The organism is Tenacibaculum halocynthiae (assembly GCF_964512825.1).
GTDB classification, from domain to species: domain Bacteria; phylum Bacteroidota; class Bacteroidia; order Flavobacteriales; family Flavobacteriaceae; genus Polaribacter; species Polaribacter halocynthiae.
Genome location: NZ_CAZELG010000040.1, coordinates 60,017 through 76,395 on the forward strand (window position 1 = coordinate 60,017; position 16,379 = coordinate 76,395).

General features: G+C 29.1%; 16 protein-coding genes. 6 read left to right on the top strand and 10 right to left on the bottom strand.

Annotation, left to right across the window (positions count from 1 at the left end; translation table 11 throughout):
• Positions 1-5: 5 nt before the first annotated feature.
• From fabF to pyk, 4 genes are all read left to right on the top strand, one after another.
• Positions 6-1,256 (top strand): beta-ketoacyl-ACP synthase II, encoded by a 1,251-nt coding sequence (fabF, locus tag ACKTTQ_RS15170; protein ID WP_093869784.1) that lies wholly within the window; start codon positions 6-8, stop codon positions 1,254-1,256.
• A 6-nt stretch (positions 1,257-1,262) separates the two neighbouring features.
• Complete coding sequence (gene rnc / locus ACKTTQ_RS15175) at positions 1,263-1,991, top strand: ribonuclease III (protein ID WP_093869785.1); 729 nt, start codon at positions 1,263-1,265, stop codon at positions 1,989-1,991.
• Between the two features lie 92 nt (positions 1,992-2,083).
• Positions 2,084-2,557 (top strand): IPExxxVDY family protein, encoded by a 474-nt coding sequence (locus ACKTTQ_RS15180; protein WP_113786108.1) that lies wholly within the window; start codon positions 2,084-2,086, stop codon positions 2,555-2,557.
• Positions 2,558-2,560: 3 nt separating this feature from the next.
• The gene (pyk, locus tag ACKTTQ_RS15185) at positions 2,561-3,988 is read left to right on the top strand and encodes a pyruvate kinase (protein ID WP_408049707.1); all 1,428 of its coding nucleotides are present in this window, start codon (positions 2,561-2,563) and stop codon (positions 3,986-3,988) included.
• 74 nt (positions 3,989-4,062) lie between these two features.
• Here the strand turns inward: pyk and ACKTTQ_RS15190 are convergent, their stop codons facing one another.
• Positions 4,063-6,360 carry a M20/M25/M40 family metallo-hydrolase gene (locus ACKTTQ_RS15190; protein WP_408049708.1) on the bottom strand — a complete coding sequence of 766 codons (2,298 nt, stop codon included), beginning with the start codon at positions 6,358-6,360 and terminating at the stop codon, positions 4,063-4,065.
• A gap of 100 nt (positions 6,361-6,460) precedes the next feature.
• On the opposite strand from ACKTTQ_RS15190, the gene ACKTTQ_RS15195 reads away from it, so the two are divergent.
• Entirely contained in the window at positions 6,461-6,928 is a 468-nt protein-coding gene (locus tag ACKTTQ_RS15195; RefSeq protein ID WP_113786105.1) for a CBS domain-containing protein, read from the top strand.
• Here ACKTTQ_RS15195 and ACKTTQ_RS15200 read toward each other — a convergent pair whose 3' ends face one another.
• Together ACKTTQ_RS15200 and ACKTTQ_RS15205 are read right to left on the bottom strand one after the other, a co-directional pair.
• Positions 6,929-7,624, bottom strand: a complete 696-nt coding sequence (locus tag ACKTTQ_RS15200) for a hypothetical protein (RefSeq protein ID WP_408049709.1) — start codon at positions 7,622-7,624, stop codon at positions 6,929-6,931.
• 60 nt (positions 7,625-7,684) lie between these two features.
• The gene (locus tag ACKTTQ_RS15205) at positions 7,685-8,035 is read right to left on the bottom strand and encodes a hypothetical protein (protein WP_408049710.1); all 351 of its coding nucleotides are present in this window, start codon (positions 8,033-8,035) and stop codon (positions 7,685-7,687) included.
• 169 nt (positions 8,036-8,204) lie between these two features.
• Here ACKTTQ_RS15205 and ACKTTQ_RS15210 point away from each other — a divergent pair, with 169 nt between their 5' ends.
• Positions 8,205-8,540, top strand: a complete 336-nt coding sequence (locus ACKTTQ_RS15210; protein WP_299133267.1) for a single-stranded DNA-binding protein — start codon at positions 8,205-8,207, stop codon at positions 8,538-8,540.
• A gap of 135 nt (positions 8,541-8,675) precedes the next feature.
• Here ACKTTQ_RS15210 and ACKTTQ_RS15215 read toward each other — a convergent pair whose 3' ends face one another.
• The 7 genes from ACKTTQ_RS15215 to ACKTTQ_RS15245 all read right to left on the bottom strand — a co-directional run bounded on the left by ACKTTQ_RS15215 (position 8,676) and on the right by ACKTTQ_RS15245 (position 16,337).
• Positions 8,676-9,623: a phosphotransferase gene (locus ACKTTQ_RS15215; protein ID WP_093869797.1), complete on the bottom strand. Its 948-nt coding sequence runs from the start codon at positions 9,621-9,623 to the stop codon at positions 8,676-8,678.
• Position 9,624: 1 nt separating this feature from the next.
• Positions 9,625-11,076: a threonine synthase gene (gene thrC / locus ACKTTQ_RS15220; protein ID WP_408049711.1), complete on the bottom strand. Its 1,452-nt coding sequence runs from the start codon at positions 11,074-11,076 to the stop codon at positions 9,625-9,627.
• 1 nt (position 11,077) lies between these two features.
• Positions 11,078-12,031 carry a Rossmann-fold NAD(P)-binding domain-containing protein gene (locus ACKTTQ_RS15225; RefSeq protein ID WP_408049712.1) on the bottom strand — a complete coding sequence of 318 codons (954 nt, stop codon included), beginning with the start codon at positions 12,029-12,031 and terminating at the stop codon, positions 11,078-11,080.
• Complete coding sequence (locus ACKTTQ_RS15230) at positions 12,015-12,980, bottom strand: pyridoxal-phosphate dependent enzyme (protein WP_158530819.1); 966 nt, start codon at positions 12,978-12,980, stop codon at positions 12,015-12,017. Before ACKTTQ_RS15230 ends, ACKTTQ_RS15225 begins: the two co-directional genes overlap by 17 nt.
• Positions 12,981-12,989: 9 nt before the next feature.
• Positions 12,990-14,471, bottom strand: coding sequence for a M20/M25/M40 family metallo-hydrolase (locus ACKTTQ_RS15235; RefSeq protein WP_408049713.1), 1,482 nt, complete (start codon positions 14,469-14,471; stop codon positions 12,990-12,992).
• A 192-nt stretch (positions 14,472-14,663) separates the two neighbouring features.
• A complete protein-coding gene (locus ACKTTQ_RS15240; RefSeq protein WP_408049714.1) occupies positions 14,664-15,686 on the bottom strand; it encodes a helix-turn-helix transcriptional regulator in 1,023 nt (340 codons plus the stop codon).
• Entirely contained in the window at positions 15,687-16,337 is a 651-nt protein-coding gene (locus ACKTTQ_RS15245) for an HD domain-containing protein (protein ID WP_408049715.1), read from the bottom strand.
• Between the last annotated feature and the right edge of the window lie 42 nt (positions 16,338-16,379).

The window sequence follows — 16,379 nt, forward strand, 5'->3', positions numbered from 1 at the left end:
ATTATATGCAATTAAAGCGAGTTGTAGTAACTGGACTTGGCGCATTAACGCCAATAGGAAACAATAAAAATGAGTATTGGAATAGCTTAGTTAACGGAGTTAGCGGAGCAGCACCTATAACGTATTTTGATGCTGCCAAGTTCAAAACTCGTTTTGCATGTGAGTTAAAGAATTTTACGGTGACTGACTTCATGAATAGGAAAGATGCTCGTAAAATGGATAGATTTACACAATATGCAATGGTAGCTTCAGATGAAGCCATAGCTGATGCAAAGTTAAATCTAGATGACGTTAATAAGTTAAGAGTTGGCGTTATATGGGGAGCAGGAATAGGTGGTTTAGAAACTTTTCAGAACGAAGCATTCAATTATGCTAAAGGTGATGGAACCCCTAAATTCAATCCATTCTTTATCCCAAAAATGATTGCAGATATCGCTCCAGGAAATATATCTATTAAAAATGGATTTATGGGGCCTAATTATACAACAGTATCTGCATGTGCATCATCAGCTAATGCTATGATTGATGCGTTAAATTACATAAGACTTGGACATTGTGATGTTATTGTTACTGGTGGTAGTGAAGCCGCGGTAACTATTGCAGGAATGGGAGGTTTTAATGCAATGCATGCTTTATCAACAAGAAATGAAACTCCAGAATCTGCATCAAGACCTTTTGATGCTGAACGTGATGGTTTTGTTTTAGGAGAAGGAGCAGGTGCTATTATTTTAGAAGAATATGAGCATGCTAAAGCAAGAGGTGCTAAAATTTACGCTGAAGTTGTAGGTGGTGGTTTATCTTCTGATGCACATCATATGACAGCACCACATCCTGAAGGTATTGGTGTAATTGCTGTAATGAAAAATTGCCTTGAAAATGCAGGTTTAAAACCTGAAGATGTAGATCATATTAACACTCACGGTACTTCTACTCCGTTGGGTGATGTAGCTGAATTAAAGGCTATTTCTGAAGTATTTGGAGATCATGCTAAAAACATTAACATTAATTCAACAAAATCTATGACTGGTCACTTGTTAGGTGCTGCTGGTGCTATTGAAGCTATAGCTTCAATTTTAGCTATGGAGCATGGAGTTATTCCTCCTACAATTAACCATAATAATGTAGATGAGAATATTAATTCAGAGTTAAACTTAACTTTGAATAAGGCTCAAAAAAGAGATGTTAAAGTAGCAATGAGTAATACTTTTGGATTTGGAGGGCATAATGCTTGTGTTGTTTTCAAAAAACTAGATTAATCTCATATGAATTTTCTTCGTAGAATAGTTAAACCCCAGAATAAAGAGGATGAAGACTTTTACTACGAATTAAAAGAACTGCTTAATTTTAAACCTATAAAGTTATCGCATTATAAAAAAGCGTTTACTCATAGGTCTTTAAAAATGGTAGATAAGAAAGGTAATCCTATAAATTATGAGCGTCTTGAATTTTTAGGAGATGCTATTTTAGGTACAGTTATAGCTTCTTATTTATATAAGAAAGTACCTAAAGGTGATGAAGGTTATCTTACTCAAATGAGATCGAAAGTTGTTAGTAGAGAACATCTAAACACATTAGGTAAAGATTTAGACCTTATTAGATTCGTAAAAAGTAATATTGCTAATAATCAAGTTAGTAATAATATTCATGGAAATATTTTTGAAGCATTAATTGGTGCCATATACCTTGATAGAGGATATAATTACTGCGATCAATTCATCTATGAGCAGGTAATATTACCTTATGTAGATATTGAAAGGTTAGAAGGTAAAATATCTAGCTATAAAGGTTATATAATAGAATGGTGTCAAAAAAATAAAAAGAAATATAGTTTTGACTCATACGAAGATACAGGTAATCAAAGTAAAAAACATTTTAGTGTTAGGATAAGTATCGATGGAGTAATGGTTGCTAAAGGAAGGGCTACTTCAAAGAAAAAAGCTGAAGAAATTGCAGCTAAGAGAGTATATTATACCATGCAAGATAAAATGTAGAGTGCTTAACTTTTCAACGAAAAGCTTTTCGTTAATTTCACATTGTAATATAGATACATTTACTAACTTAGCAAAAAACTAATCAGTGTTTTATGCCTGTTTATGAGCTGGATTTTAATGACTTTGATACTAATGAGTATATATTAATTGGAATCCATACTACTTTAAATGATTATAAATTAGCATATCTTTTAAATGGTATTTTAAATAGCTTATTTAAAAAAGCGAATTATTGCCTAGATATTAAAAGTAAAAATGATGTGAAAACATCATTTTCTGTATATGAATATTTAAACTTAAAGTCAGATCATAATTGGTTTTTAATAAATAATGTAAGTAAACATAAAATAAAATCAGAAGAAATAGGACTGTTTACAGAAAATACTGTGACAAATTACCTTGTTCCTGAAAAGAAAAAAGTTGATTATTTTATAAAAATAGAGGGGGATTTTGAATGCACGTTTATAGAAAATGCTATAAACAAAATAAAGCAAATACCTCAAGTAATAACATCATATCAAATAGAAGTTGATACGTTAAAATCTAAAGATTTTTTAATTTTTTAGCATATGCCACATAACAAAAAAACCAAAATTGTAGCAACCTTAGGACCAGCAACAAATACTAAAGAAATTTTAGCAGAAATGGCTGAAAAGGGTGTGAATGTATTTAGAGTAAATTTTTCACATGCAGATTATGATACAGTAAAAGAGCGCATTAGACAAATTAGAGAAATTAACGAAGAAAGAGGGTATAATGTAGCCATATTAGCTGATTTACAAGGCCCAAAACTTCGTGTTGGTATAATGGAGGAAGGAGTAGAGGTAAAGGCAGGAGATGCTTTTACGTTTACAACTGAAGAATGTATAGGTACACAAGAAAAGGCTTATATGACATATCAACGTTTTCCTAAAGATGTTAAAGAAGGTGAACAAATTTTAGTGGATGATGGAAAATTGTTGTTCGAAGTAGTTTCAACAGATAAAAACAAAAGTGTAGACACTAAAGTAATTGTTGGTGGACCTTTGAAATCTAAAAAAGGAGTTAATTTACCAAACACAAAAATATCTTTACCAGCTCTTACTGAAAAAGATAAAAAAGATGTTGTTTTTGCTTTAGATCAAGAAGTTGACTGGGTAGCACTTTCTTTTGTTAGAACACCTGAAGATTTAAGAATTTTACGCGATTTAATAAAGCAAAAATCTCGTTATAGAGTTCCTGTAATAGCTAAAATAGAAAAGCCAGAAGCTGTTGAAAATATCGATGCTTTGATACCCTACTGTGATGGACTTATGGTTGCACGTGGTGATTTAGGAGTTGAAGTTCCAATGCAAGATGTACCATTGATTCAAAAAAGCTTGGTAAGAAGAGCTAAGCAAGCAAGAATACCAGTTATTATTGCTACTCAGATGATGGAAACTATGATAGATAACTCTGTTCCTACAAGAGCAGAGGTTAATGATGTTGCAAATTCTATTATGGACGGTGCGGATGCAGTAATGCTTTCAGGAGAAACCTCTGTAGGAAAGCATCCTATAAGAGTTATTCAAAAAATGAGTGAAATTATAAAAAGTGTTGAATTTTCTGATCTTATTGAAGTTCCACAAGCTCCACCACATATTAGAACAAATCGTTTTATTACAAAATCTGTATGTCATCATGCGGCTTTAATGGCAGATGATATAAAAGCTTCAGCAATAACTACGTTAACTAATAGCGGGTATACTGCTTTTCAAATTTCTGCATGGAGACCAAAATCTCATGTGTTAGCGTTTTCATCTGAAAAAAGAATTTTAGGAAAGTTGAATCTTTTATGGGGTGTTAGGGCTTATCATTACGATAGAAATTTAAGTACTGATGATACCGTAGAAGATATTAATGAAATAGCTAAAGAGAAAGGATTTGTTAAAGCAGGTGACTTTATGATTAATTTATCATCTATGCCTGTAAAAGCCAAAGGAATGGTAAACACATTACGTGTTTCGCAAATTGATTAATAGAATATAGAATTTCATAGAACAAATACATAAAATGACTTGATAAATTTCAATTTATCAAGCCATTTTATGTATTACAACTTTATTTTTTTAGAAGTAATAATAGCATCATTTGTAACAAAAGGCATTGGCATCATAGTTTCATTCCTAGGTTTTAAATTAAACTTAGGGTTTGATAGCAAATCATAGGAAACTTCGTTTAAAATAATAGTAGGTTTTGAATCTTTATCTAATGTTAAAGAGATTGATAATTCTTTATCTGAGTTTGCCATTTGATATATTAAAAGTGTTCCTTTATTAGCCTCAAAAGACTTTCCTTGATTATATAAAACACCGTTTATGCAAAAGCTATAAATAGAAATAGGAGCTGTATTGTACAATTCATATTTATTAATTTTTCTTGAAGGAAATATGGTAAAACTTATTTCTCTTTTTTCATTTATAATAGTATCAATATCTATTTCAATTTTTGATATAGGGATATTCTTATTCTCAGTTTTCTTATAGTGCGTATAACGTGTGTTATATTTACTTTTACCTTCGGATTCAGGAATGTTTCCTTCAGTATAGTCTAAATTGAAAACTTGGGATACATAACTATCAAACACATTGTTATATGTAGCCCAATACGAAGTATTATTGTCTGAATTTTGGATAAAAACTAAACTATTAGGCTTCTTTTTATCAATTGAAAACCCATTATTAACTGTAGCAATAAAAAAAAGAGTAATAGCAGTAAGACCACTTAAAAACTGAAGTATACTTTTATTCTTTATTTGAATAAATATAGGAAGTAAGTAGCCAAATACTAATGTTATTAATATTGAAGCAATAAATAGCATTTTTAAGCCTAAACCAACAGGGAATAATTGAACCATTGGTATAATTATATATATTGTAGGTATAGATATAATTGCAAAAAGAATTGTTTTAGATTCTTTTCGAACATTCATAAAAACCAAAATACTTAGTATTAAAATAGAAGCATATACAGGAATAATTAAAAAAGCGGCTCCTTTTAAATTTTGAAATATAAAAATATTTAGGATTAAACCTACTACTATTGGAGCAATGAATAAATCAATAGTCTTTTCATTTTTAAAATAACTATATATTTTGAAAAGTATCCATAAAGTTAAAAAACTAAAGGCAGCAATATATTGATATCCATTATAGGTAAAACCATGAAGTATATCATTATATTGAGGGTTTATAAAAACTAATAATTTCCATAATAAGAAGCTAATTACGCTAGAAATAATTAAACTTAACACAAATGGTATAAAACCTTTCAAAGATCCTTTAAACGTTATTTTCTTACGTTTTAGCCCAATAGTAAAAACTATTAAAAAAAGTAGGCATGCAAGAATTAACATTGGAAAAACCCATGAAAAAGGATATGATAACATTTTGATTAAAGGAAAATTGACAAAAACAAAATCTTCATTACTATCTAAAAGTGTTAAATCAATATTTGAAAAATGATTAAGTGAACTTGTAAAATAATCTGCTTGATGTAAAAGACTTTCTTTGTTTAATCGTTCGTAAGAATCTTGCTCAGTATGATAATCAAAATGATCATCAATAAAAGCAAAGTTAAAACCATTGATATTTCCATTTTCTCTAAAAACAGTTAGATCAGTATCATTAGGTAATTTTTTATAAACACTATACATTAATGAGTTTGCAGCTGGGTAATTTGGATTTGATTTTATGAATTCAGATAAAAGATTCTTGTTTTTACCATTTGTTTCCATTAACATATAGCTAGAACCTCCACTACCTCTAGCTTCGAAATTCAATACTAACCCAATATCTTTGGACCAAGGATGATTTTCAACAAATGCTTGTGCTCCTAATAAACCTAGCTCTTCAGCATCAGAAAATAAAATAATAATATCATTCTTTACTTTCTCTTTTTTTGCTAAAAAAGCTCTAACTCCTTCTAATATTGTTACTACACCAGATCCAGCATCACTTGCTCCAATTGATGAGTGTGGATTAGAATCATAGTGAGTTAATAATAATAAAGCTTTACCATTTTCTGAACCTTTAATCCTGGTTATTATATTTTCAGTAGTGGTACTAGCTTTCCACTTTTTATTTATAGCAGTTTGACTTTGAATTTCTGAACTTAAGCCAAGTTTTTTTAATTCATTTATAATATAATTCTGAACCTCTTTATGTTCATTACTTCCTGTATAATGTGGTCTCTTAGAAATGTTTTTTAAATGATATAATGCATTATCTAACGAAAACTTAGTTTTATCTGTGGTTACTTTTGATGACACTGTTGGAATACTATCATTAAAAGCCCAAAAAATAGTGAATGCTATTATTAAAATAGCCCAAAATTTATTTGTTGATCTCATAGAGGATTTTTATGTTATAAATTTAGTTAAATAATACCTTTTCTAGAAATAAACGTAAGTTATTAAAAATCAGTATATTTAGTAAATTTAAATAACTATTATGGGGATAATTAACTTTCAAGGGAAACGAACTAACGCTGAAAAAAAAGAAACTGAACCAATTTTGGTTTCTGATTATATGACAACTACAATTATTTCATTTAAAGAATCTGAGCCAATTGAAAACGTAATACAAACCTTAATTGAGAATAAAATATCTGGTGGTCCTGTTGTAAATGAAAACAATGAACTAATAGGAATTATTTCGGAGGGAGATTGTATGAAACAAATATCTGAAAGTAGGTATTATAATTTACCAATGGATAAAAATAATACTGTAGGTAAGGCAATGATTAAAGAAGTAGAAACAATTGATGGTAATATGAATGTTTTTGATGCAGTTAATAAATTTTTAGAGTCTAAACGTAGAAGGTTTCCTATTGTTGAAAATGGAAAATTGGTAGGACAAATAAGTCAGAAAGATATATTAAAAGCGGCGATGAAACTTAAAGGAAATACCTGGAAGTAACTAGGATGTTTTTGAAACTTTTTCTTTTGGTAAATCAGTAATAATTAATTTTTGTTTCTGATTACTGATAAGTGTTGCAATTTTTGAATAAGAATAACCAGGTATTGGTTTATCTAAATTTTTCCATTTAGCTATTCCAGCAACAGTTATTTCTTCACCTAATTCAATGATAGCCTCTGTATAACGTAATGTTTTATTAAAACCAAAGAGCCCAGTACTTTTAATATCGTATTGTTTTAATATAGATTCAAACTTAGGGGAAGCGTCATTAAAGGTTCCTGAAGTTACTTTTTTGTCAACAACTAAATAGCTTTTATAGTTTTTTGGATTTTGTGTAGGATTAATCATAATTAAATCGCTGTTCTTTTCTATAAAGAATGATTGAATTTTTTCCTCATTAACTAAGTTTTCCCAGTGTGAATTTTTTCCATTCTTTTTTTCTTGCTCAATTTTTATAGTATAAAAAACACAATTTCTTTTGCTATATGGGGCAATAAGTGGTTCTTCTATAGCATGGGCTTTACCAGTTGTTTTAGTTAATCGATTGGTCTGTATATTGCCAATTCTTGTAAAGGGTATTTTTTTTAGTGTTCTTATTATTATTTGTTTTTTACTGTAATAAATAAACAAGAAAACTATTATGGCAAATGAAAGAATTACAAAGATAATGATAGATGACTTTCCTGATAAAGGCATAAAGAATAATTTAAAGAAATTAAAAATAATTAAGTTGAATTTGTAATATACGGTTTTCAGTTATTCTTGTTTAACCAACAAAAACCATTCGTTTTCTAACTCTAAATAACCTTGATCATATACATAAAAATAAGTACTTCCTTTTTTTGTAATATATATAGAGGTGATAAATTTGAATTCAAAACCTTTATCAAATAATTTTCGTCTAGTTGTTTTTGTTTTTCCTGAAGTATTAAGTTCAGAAAGAATTTTATAGTTTTTTCGTAACCGGTTGTTGGTATTTCGAATTAGATTTTTACTTTCTTTATTTACTTTGTTGTTATATGCATTTCTACAATAATCACAACAAAACTTTTTATCAATTCGTCCAACTACTTTTTCATTACACTCTAAACATTTTTTTGAACTCATTTTTAATTGTTTGAAAACAAATATATTAAAAATAATTAAACGATTACATTCATTTACAAACGAAAACAAATGTTTACTAACCTATTATGATTTGGTTTGTATTGCATCTTTGCAGAGTCAATTAATATGAATGACAAAATCTTAACTGTTTAACGAAAAAAATAATAATATGAACGCACTAAAAAACAGAGTACAGTTAATTGGAAACTTAGGAAATGATCCAGAAATTATCACTTTAGAAAGTGGTAAAAAACTAGCTAAATTTTCAATAGCAACTAATGAAACGTACAAGAACTCTTCAGGAGAAAAAGTATCAGATACACAATGGCACAATATTGTAGCTTGGAACAAAACAGCAGAAATCATTGAAAAATATTTAGAAAAAGGAAACGAAGTTGTTATTGAAGGGAAATTAACATCACGCTCTTTTGATGATAAAGAAGGTAATAAACGATATGTAACAGAGGTAGTTTGTAATGAATTATTAATGTTAGGAAACAAATAAGTGGGGAATTTGCTATTAAACTAAGTGCATAAAGAGCACAAAACCGAAGTTTTTAAAACTTCAAATTGAAAAAGAAAAGAATAAAAGAGACTGTTTCAAAAGCTATGACAGTCTCTTTTTTGTGTTTTAGGCAAGTTATTTATTAAATACAGTTTTAAATTCATTAATAGAAATACTTAATATTGAATCAGCCAAATTTTTCATTGAAACATAATGGTTTTTCATTGAGGGTATAACATTTATATAATTGAAGTTTTGATGCCTCCAAAAAGCAGTTGCAGTTGCTCCGTAAATTGTAAAAGCTTGTAGAGCTTCAATTTCTACTTCTTTTAATTTTATGTTTTGCTGGTATCCTTTAAGTAATTTTTTAGCTTTATGTAGGTTTATTGTTTCTTCTTGACAGCAAGTTCCAACAATCATCATTCCAATATCGAATACACGATAGTAATAACAAGCTTCTTCAAAATCCATAATAGTACCAGTTTTTAGGTCATCACTAACAATAATGTTACTGTAAAAAATATCGCTATGTATCAATGATTTTGGTAGTTCTGGATATATGTATTTTTTGATATAGGTTTTTACCTCTTTTAACCATTTATAAAAAGAAGAATCTGGTGCGTAAACCTGTACTTCATCAAAACGATCTATACTACCATAATTTAAAGTTTTTGGAACATAATTAGGTACTTTTACTTGATGTAGCTTAGCTAACTCTTCACCTAAATAAACTAGTAGGTTATCAGGAAAATCCTGTAGTATATCACCTTCAATAAATTCTTTTAGTATAATAGGTTTATTACTAAATGTTACAGTAAGTTTTCCTGTTTTTGCCTTTACTAATTTTGAAGTACTAAAATTATTACGTTCAAGATAGTTTAATAAAGAAGCTAATTCTTCTGCTTCTTGAACTGACTTTTGTTCACAAACTGTTAATACAAACGCTTTACCATTTGTGTTTATTAAATAATTAGTATTCTCAGAACCACCACTTAATATTTTATAAGAAGTTACTTTTTCAATACCGTAATGAATTAAAATGGTTTGTATGCTCTCATCATTTAAAACTGTATACTGTGCCATATTATTTTCCTTTTGTTAAATCCCAATTTGTTTCCATTGCATGTATAAGAGCTTCTTCTAAATATTCATGATTGCATAAATGAACTTTTTCACAAAGGCGTTTTTCATTTTCTATACTTTGATGTGTACCTGCTTTAGGTAGAACAGAAATGGATAGTGCCTTTTTTATTACCTCAGGAAATTTTGATGGATGTGCAGTAGCCAAACAAATCAATTTCTCATTACCTAAAACATTTTTTAAAACATCAGTAGCATTTAATGATACTGCCCCATGCGGATCTAATAAATAAGATTCAGCAGTGTAAATTTCATTAATTATATTTAGTGTTTCCTGGTCAGAAGAACTGTTTGAAAGGAATCCTTTTTTATAGTTTTCAAAAATTTCTTTATCGAATGTTACATTTCCAGTAGTTTTAAACTCATCCATCCATTTTTTTATCCTTTCAGTATCTTTATCTATACAGAAATATAAATACCTCCAAAAATTAAACGGAATTAAAATATCTATTGCAGAAGAAGGTGTTTCAATGATTTCTTCTTTGGTAAATCTTCCTTCTGAAAATATACGATGTAAACAAGCATTCTTATTATTGGCAGCTACTAAATACTTTATAGGTAATCCCATTTTACGGGCTAGTCCGCCAGCGCATAAATTACCAAACCCACCAGAAGGTACTGACATATTAACTTGTTCACCAACGGTATCAACTATTTGTAGATATCCATAAAAATAATGAACAGTTTGCATCATCACACGTCCCCAATTAATAGAGTTAACACTTGATAATTTTAGCTTTTCTTTAAATGATTTATTAGCATATAGCTTACTTATTACTGCATCTAAATCATCACCACCATCAGGGCAGTTTGATACACCAACAGGATGAACATTCGCTTGCTGTAAGGTGGTCATTTGGCGTTCTTGTTCTTCAGTAATTAACCCTTTAGGGTATAACACCCAGGCATCTATATTTGATTTTCCCGCTGCAAAATATGCTGTGGCTGGACCGGTATCACCTGTGGTAGCTACAACAAGAGTAAGGTGCTCTTTTTTTCGTTCTAAAAAAAAATTAATCAAATTCACTAAAAAAGCCAACCCTACATCTTTAAATGAAATTGTTGGACCATGAAACAACTCCATAATATAGGTATCTTTTCTAGATTTTATTTTATATAATGGAATAATCTCTTTCTTTTCGAAAGGAGCATAGGCCGTTTGCAGTATGCCTTTTAATTCATTTTCGGAAATAATAGAGCGATCTATGAATAAAGAAAGGATTTCGAAAGCTAATTCTACATAACTTAAATCTTTCCATTCTTTTAATTGCTCTTCTTTAATTTCTGGCAATATTTCAGGAACATATAATCCTCCATCAAGAGCAAAACCATCTAATATTGCTGTTTCAAAATCAACAGGTTTTCCACCTCCTTTATTACTAACAAATTGAAGCATTTTATTTATTTTTTAAGTAGCCGTTATACACCGCTTTAGTTATCATAATATCTTGTACAGCTACTCCAGTTAAATCAACAATTGTAATTTGATCTTCACTTGTTCGTTGTAATTTTAAATCTTGAACTGCAGTTCCTAATTCAATGACTGTATTTTCTGAAATTTTACCATCACTAACAGCTTTATAAATTTCACCTCTACTTTTACTCTGTGGAATACTATCAGCAATAACAATGTCTGCCTTTTTTAGTAATTCACTTTCTAATTCTTGTTTATGTTCTGTATCTGAACCAACTGCTGTAATATGTGTTCCTACTTGAATATCTTCTGCTTTTAATAAAGCGATTTCAGAAGGTGTAGTAGTTACTATAAGGTTACAATTTTTTGCGATTTCAGAAGGTGATTCTGCAATTTGAATATTAAAATCAGTACCAAGTTCTTGAACAAACTTTTTTACATTCTCTTTGTTTCTTCCCCAAATCCAAATAGAAGAACAAGGAGTATGTTTTTGAAGATACTGTAATTGTAATTTTGCTTGTATTCCAGTTCCAATAATTCCGATTGCTTTTATTTTTTTTGGAGCAAAATACCTTGCCGCTAAAGCACCTGCTGCTGCTGTACGAATATCAGTCAAATGCCCTTCATCTAATAAAATAGCTTTTGGAACTCCTGTTTTTTGATCGAATAATAACATTAATCCTTGACTAGAAGCAATTCCTAATTTTACATTATCATAAAATCCAGATGCAACTTTAATTACATAATAGTCATCATTTTTAATATATCCGTATTTGATATGTGCATCTCCTTTAGGTTTTTCAAATAATAATTCTCCAACAGGAGGAACTACTGTATTTCCATTACTATATTGAATGAATCCTTCTTCCATAGCAGCTATTATATCTATGTTTTTTAGTATGGATTTTATTTCTTCTAAATTAATAACAGTCGCCATAATTTTTGTTTATTTCAGTTAATAATTGTTTGTTTATTTTTTTTCCTGTTAAAACTACTACCACATTTTTATTGCGATATTTATCTCCATTTAATAATGCTGCAACTGGTAATGCAGCAGTAGGTTCTACTGTTGTTTCATGAAATTTATATAAAAAGGCTACTGCTTTTTTTATATCTTCTTCTTTAATTGTTTCAACATGAGAAAGGTGTTTTTTACAAATAATAAATGTTAAGGAGTTCTCTTCTATTCCTCCTGCAGCTGCATCAGCAATCGTACTATATTTACTTGGAGAAACAATTTTATTTATTTTTATAGATTGTTCCATTTCTGAAGCATTTATTGGTTGACTACCTACAATAGTTACATTTTTGTTTTCTGAAAAATAAGAACAAATTCCAGAAATAAGTCCACCACCACCAATAGGAACTATAACCGTATCTACTTCAGGAAATTGTTCTGCTATTTCAATAGCAATTGTTCCTTGCCCTTTTATAATTTCTGGATCATTATATGGGTGAATCAAAACTCCATCAATTTCTTTAGCATATTCTCTTGCTTTCCGCTCAGTTTCCATACTAGAATTTCCGTACAAAACGGTTTCAAAAGCATATTTAGAAATTCCTGTTAATTTTTCTTCTCTAATGTTTTTTGGTAAAAATAACTTCCCTTTAAATCCAAATTTATCTGAAGCATATCCAAATGCTGCTGCGTGATTTCCTGTTGAAGCTGCTACAAAGGTTTTGTTAAAGTCCTTTTTGTTAATACTCTTTAATTTCGTTAGAACACCTCGTATTTTAAATGAATCTGTTATCTGTAAATGTTCCATTTTTAAATACACATTCGCGCCAGAAATAGCACTCAATTTTGGAGAGTGTACTAAAGGTGTTTTTAAAATATCATCTTTAATATTTTTATAAGCGATCTCAATATCTTTTTTATGTACCACTTTGATGAATTATTTAGTTGGGAAATTTTGATCTATATTTTCAATGGTCTTTTGAATTAGTTTCACAACATTTTTATAAAACGTAGGATTTATATTTTCAAAATCATCTGTTGGTTTATGATAACTAGGATGATCTTCTTCACTAAAAGTGATGTTTGGAATTCCTTTTTTATGAAATGGACCATTATCTGATGAGAACATCCAATAATCTTTCGTTTTATCATTAGGATTATCATGTCCGTAAGACACTTTTAAAGAACTTGTTTTTGCTACTTTTTCAACCAAAGATTTAAATTGTTGATATGGATAAGTACCTACAACATAAATTTCGTTTTTTGGATTACGACTAATCATATCAAAATTAAAATTCAATTGAATATCTTCTAAAGGTATTGGTGGATTTTCAACAAAAAACTTAGAGCCATGTAATCCTAATTCTTCAGCATCAAAAGCTGCAAAAATGATAGAATGTTCTGGCTGATGACTTTTGAAGTGTTTTGCCAAAACTAATAATGCAGCAGTACCCGATGCATTATCATCAGCTCCATTATAAATAGTATCGTTAACAATACCTAAATGATCATAATGAGCACCAATAACAATATATTTGTTTGGATATTTTTTTCCTTTTATGTACCCAATGATGTTTGTCCCTTCTCGTTTCTTAGTCGTTTTTTTATTAATGAAGGTGAAAGGAGAATTATAGGTGTTGTTAAATTTCTTTAACCCAACATTTTCAAAGTAAGTAGTAATTAAATCTTGAGCTAGTTGATTGTTTCCTGTCCCTCTACCTTTAAATTCATTAGAAGAGAGTTTTTCTTGTAAACTCAGTAATTCTGATTTCGTATCTGTTGTAATATTATAATTAATAATTTCTTCTGAAGTCATCCAGTGAATACCATCAGCAGGAGCAGCTTTAAGAGTGTACCAATAGAAATCAGTAGGGATTTCCATTTCTTTATAGTAGTTTAAATACTTTTTATGTTCTTCATGCTCTTTAGGAAAATCTAAAGCAACTTTATCTCCACCTGACCAAGAATGAACTCCTAGCTTAGCTGTTGGATGTACTTGTCTTTTAGTTCCAGCTAAAAACATATCTGTTCCTCCAGAAGCTACCATTCCATTTTTTGGAAGATAGGTGTTTATATTACGTTTTCTAATTTCTTGAGATGCTACCAAGTTAACTTCATCATCAATAGATCCACCAACATTAACCATAGTAATTGTTGTTATTTGTGAATTGTTATCTAATACTTTTTTTATATCAGTAAGTGTATTACTATATATAATTCCTTTCATGTAAAGAGTGTCTTTACTTGTTTGGTTTTCCTTAAAATAGAATTCAGCAACTTGTTCACCTTCCATTTTCATGAGCATTTTTTGTCCTAATGCAGATACGTATAGTACTTGAGGGAAAAAGAAAATTAGAATTACAGTTAAAACACCAATTGTTAATAGTCCAATGAGACTTTTTTTAATGAATTTTTTCATTTTTTATGTTTTTAAAATTGGTATAAAAAAAACTCCGTACACCAATTAGTTATTACTAATTAAGGTATACGGAGTTTCCGTAAGAAATAAAACCTATTTTCCCAATGTCTTCCTTATGATAGAAAATAAGTTTGTAACAAGAGTTACATGAATTTCTCTGTTACAAATATATAAAAATTATAATAAGTTTTTTTAGTCACCTTCATTGTTTTCAGAATTAGAGTATCTGTTAATAGTATTTTTTAGTTTATGAAGTATTTGGTTTCTTAGTTTTTCAGGTTTTAGTATTTCTATAGAATCTCCATATCCTAATAACAAACGTTCGAGTTCAAAATTAGTTTTCACAAATATGTTAAATATAACACCATCTTCTACACGTTTTATTAAACGTTGTGATTTATGAAGTGGCTTAGTAATTACGTATGGAGCATGTCTTTTTTCAATCCAAAATTGAATACGTTGTGGTCTTGAATTAGTAACGGTTGCTCCAACTACATCTTTATAAAAAATATCGCCATCAATTTGTAAATCGTTTAACTCTATATTTTCTTCAATAGCAATGTTAGAAACTCTATCTAATGCTAATGTTATATAATTATTTTTATGGGTAGCTAATAAAAACCATCTATTATTATATTCTTTTAATAACTGAGGGTGAAGAACCATGATGTTTGCATCTCTAGCTTTAAAAGATTGATAGGTAATTTTAATAACTTTTTTTTGTTGAATAGCGTTATAAATAGGATCTATAAACTCTAAGCCTTTTAACTGTTCATTTTTATCTAAATGAATAATGGCTCTGTTACTTTTGTTGGAAGAATAAACTGAATCTTCCAATCGTTGTAAAACACCATCCATTTCTTTAAACAAAGAGAAGTCTTTAAACTGACGTAACATTTCTATGGCTTCATTCATAACCTTTACATCAGCATCAGTAACAGGAATGTTTTTTATGCTATAATCATCTTCTGAATATCTATAATACTTCCGTTGATATACTTCAATAGGAGCATTATATCCTAACTTATCACTGCGCATATGCTGAATGTCTAACTGAATAGTACGCTTACTTACATATACATCTTTTCCTTCATATTCATACAACGCATCAGAACAAGCTTCAATTAAATTATCTAAAGTCCAAGTTCGCATGGTATTTCGTAAACATTGATCAATAGTTTTATAGCGGATTAATGCATTTTTATTTGAAGCCATTTATAAAGCATTTAGTTCATTAGTAAGATTAAGTTTTGCTTGATTTTCGTATAAGCGTCTAAATTCATTAGTAGCATAAATAAAAGGTTTATCAATAAAGTGTTGTAAAATTTTTTTACGCCCTTTTTTATAAAGAAGATTAGGAACTAGTTTATATTCGTTTCTAATTAATTTAGAATAATTTGAATAAACTTCAGAAGATGTACCTAAAATTGCTAAATCAAAATCTATCATCCATTTTGTGTCATTATCAATAGCATCATGTGTTTTTGTGGCAATTATTTGCTGGTGAATGTTTTCTAGGAAATCAGAAGATAAATTAATCTTTGAGAGTTGATCTAAAGAAACGAGGGCACTTTTTTCTTCATTATCTTTTTTCCAAATATTATAGATTATATCATGATAAAAAATAGAAAAAGAAACTATATCAGCATTCTTTAATTCAACTTTATAGGTGTCAAAATAAGTAAATAGTTCTTCTAAATGAGAAAAATTATGATAAACTCTATGTTTTTCAGTGTAGTTGTTTTCAAGAGTATTCCAAAAAGAATCTATTAAGTCTTTATTTGAAGTATAAGCTGAAACAAGGTTTTTAAAACGATTTTTTAAGTCCAAGGCTAATTTTTTTATAAAAATAACAAATAATTTCATCTACGCAAAAAGATTGCGTAATGGTATGTAATATTTGTACCG

Coding starts and splice junctions, on each gene's coding strand:
- fabF (WP_093869784.1), top strand. CDS start 6: ATGCAATTAAAGCGAGTTGTAGTAACTGGACTTGGCGCATTAACGCCA.
- rnc (WP_093869785.1), top strand. CDS start 1,263: ATGAATTTTCTTCGTAGAATAGTTAAACCCCAGAATAAAGAGGATGAA.
- ACKTTQ_RS15180 (WP_113786108.1), top strand. CDS start 2,084: ATGCCTGTTTATGAGCTGGATTTTAATGACTTTGATACTAATGAGTAT.
- pyk (WP_408049707.1), top strand. CDS start 2,561: ATGCCACATAACAAAAAAACCAAAATTGTAGCAACCTTAGGACCAGCA.
- ACKTTQ_RS15190 (WP_408049708.1), bottom strand. CDS start 6,360: ATGAGATCAACAAATAAATTTTGGGCTATTTTAATAATAGCATTCACT.
- ACKTTQ_RS15195 (WP_113786105.1), top strand. CDS start 6,461: ATGGGGATAATTAACTTTCAAGGGAAACGAACTAACGCTGAAAAAAAA.
- ACKTTQ_RS15200 (WP_408049709.1), bottom strand. CDS start 7,624: ATGCCTTTATCAGGAAAGTCATCTATCATTATCTTTGTAATTCTTTCA.
- ACKTTQ_RS15205 (WP_408049710.1), bottom strand. CDS start 8,035: ATGAGTTCAAAAAAATGTTTAGAGTGTAATGAAAAAGTAGTTGGACGA.
- ACKTTQ_RS15210 (WP_299133267.1), top strand. CDS start 8,205: ATGAACGCACTAAAAAACAGAGTACAGTTAATTGGAAACTTAGGAAAT.
- ACKTTQ_RS15215 (WP_093869797.1), bottom strand. CDS start 9,623: ATGGCACAGTATACAGTTTTAAATGATGAGAGCATACAAACCATTTTA.
- thrC (WP_408049711.1), bottom strand. CDS start 11,076: ATGCTTCAATTTGTTAGTAATAAAGGAGGTGGAAAACCTGTTGATTTT.
- ACKTTQ_RS15225 (WP_408049712.1), bottom strand. CDS start 12,031: ATGGCGACTGTTATTAATTTAGAAGAAATAAAATCCATACTAAAAAAC.
- ACKTTQ_RS15235 (WP_408049713.1), bottom strand. CDS start 14,471: ATGAAAAAATTCATTAAAAAAAGTCTCATTGGACTATTAACAATTGGT.
- ACKTTQ_RS15240 (WP_408049714.1), bottom strand. CDS start 15,686: ATGGCTTCAAATAAAAATGCATTAATCCGCTATAAAACTATTGATCAA.
- ACKTTQ_RS15245 (WP_408049715.1), bottom strand. CDS start 16,337: ATGAAATTATTTGTTATTTTTATAAAAAAATTAGCCTTGGACTTAAAA.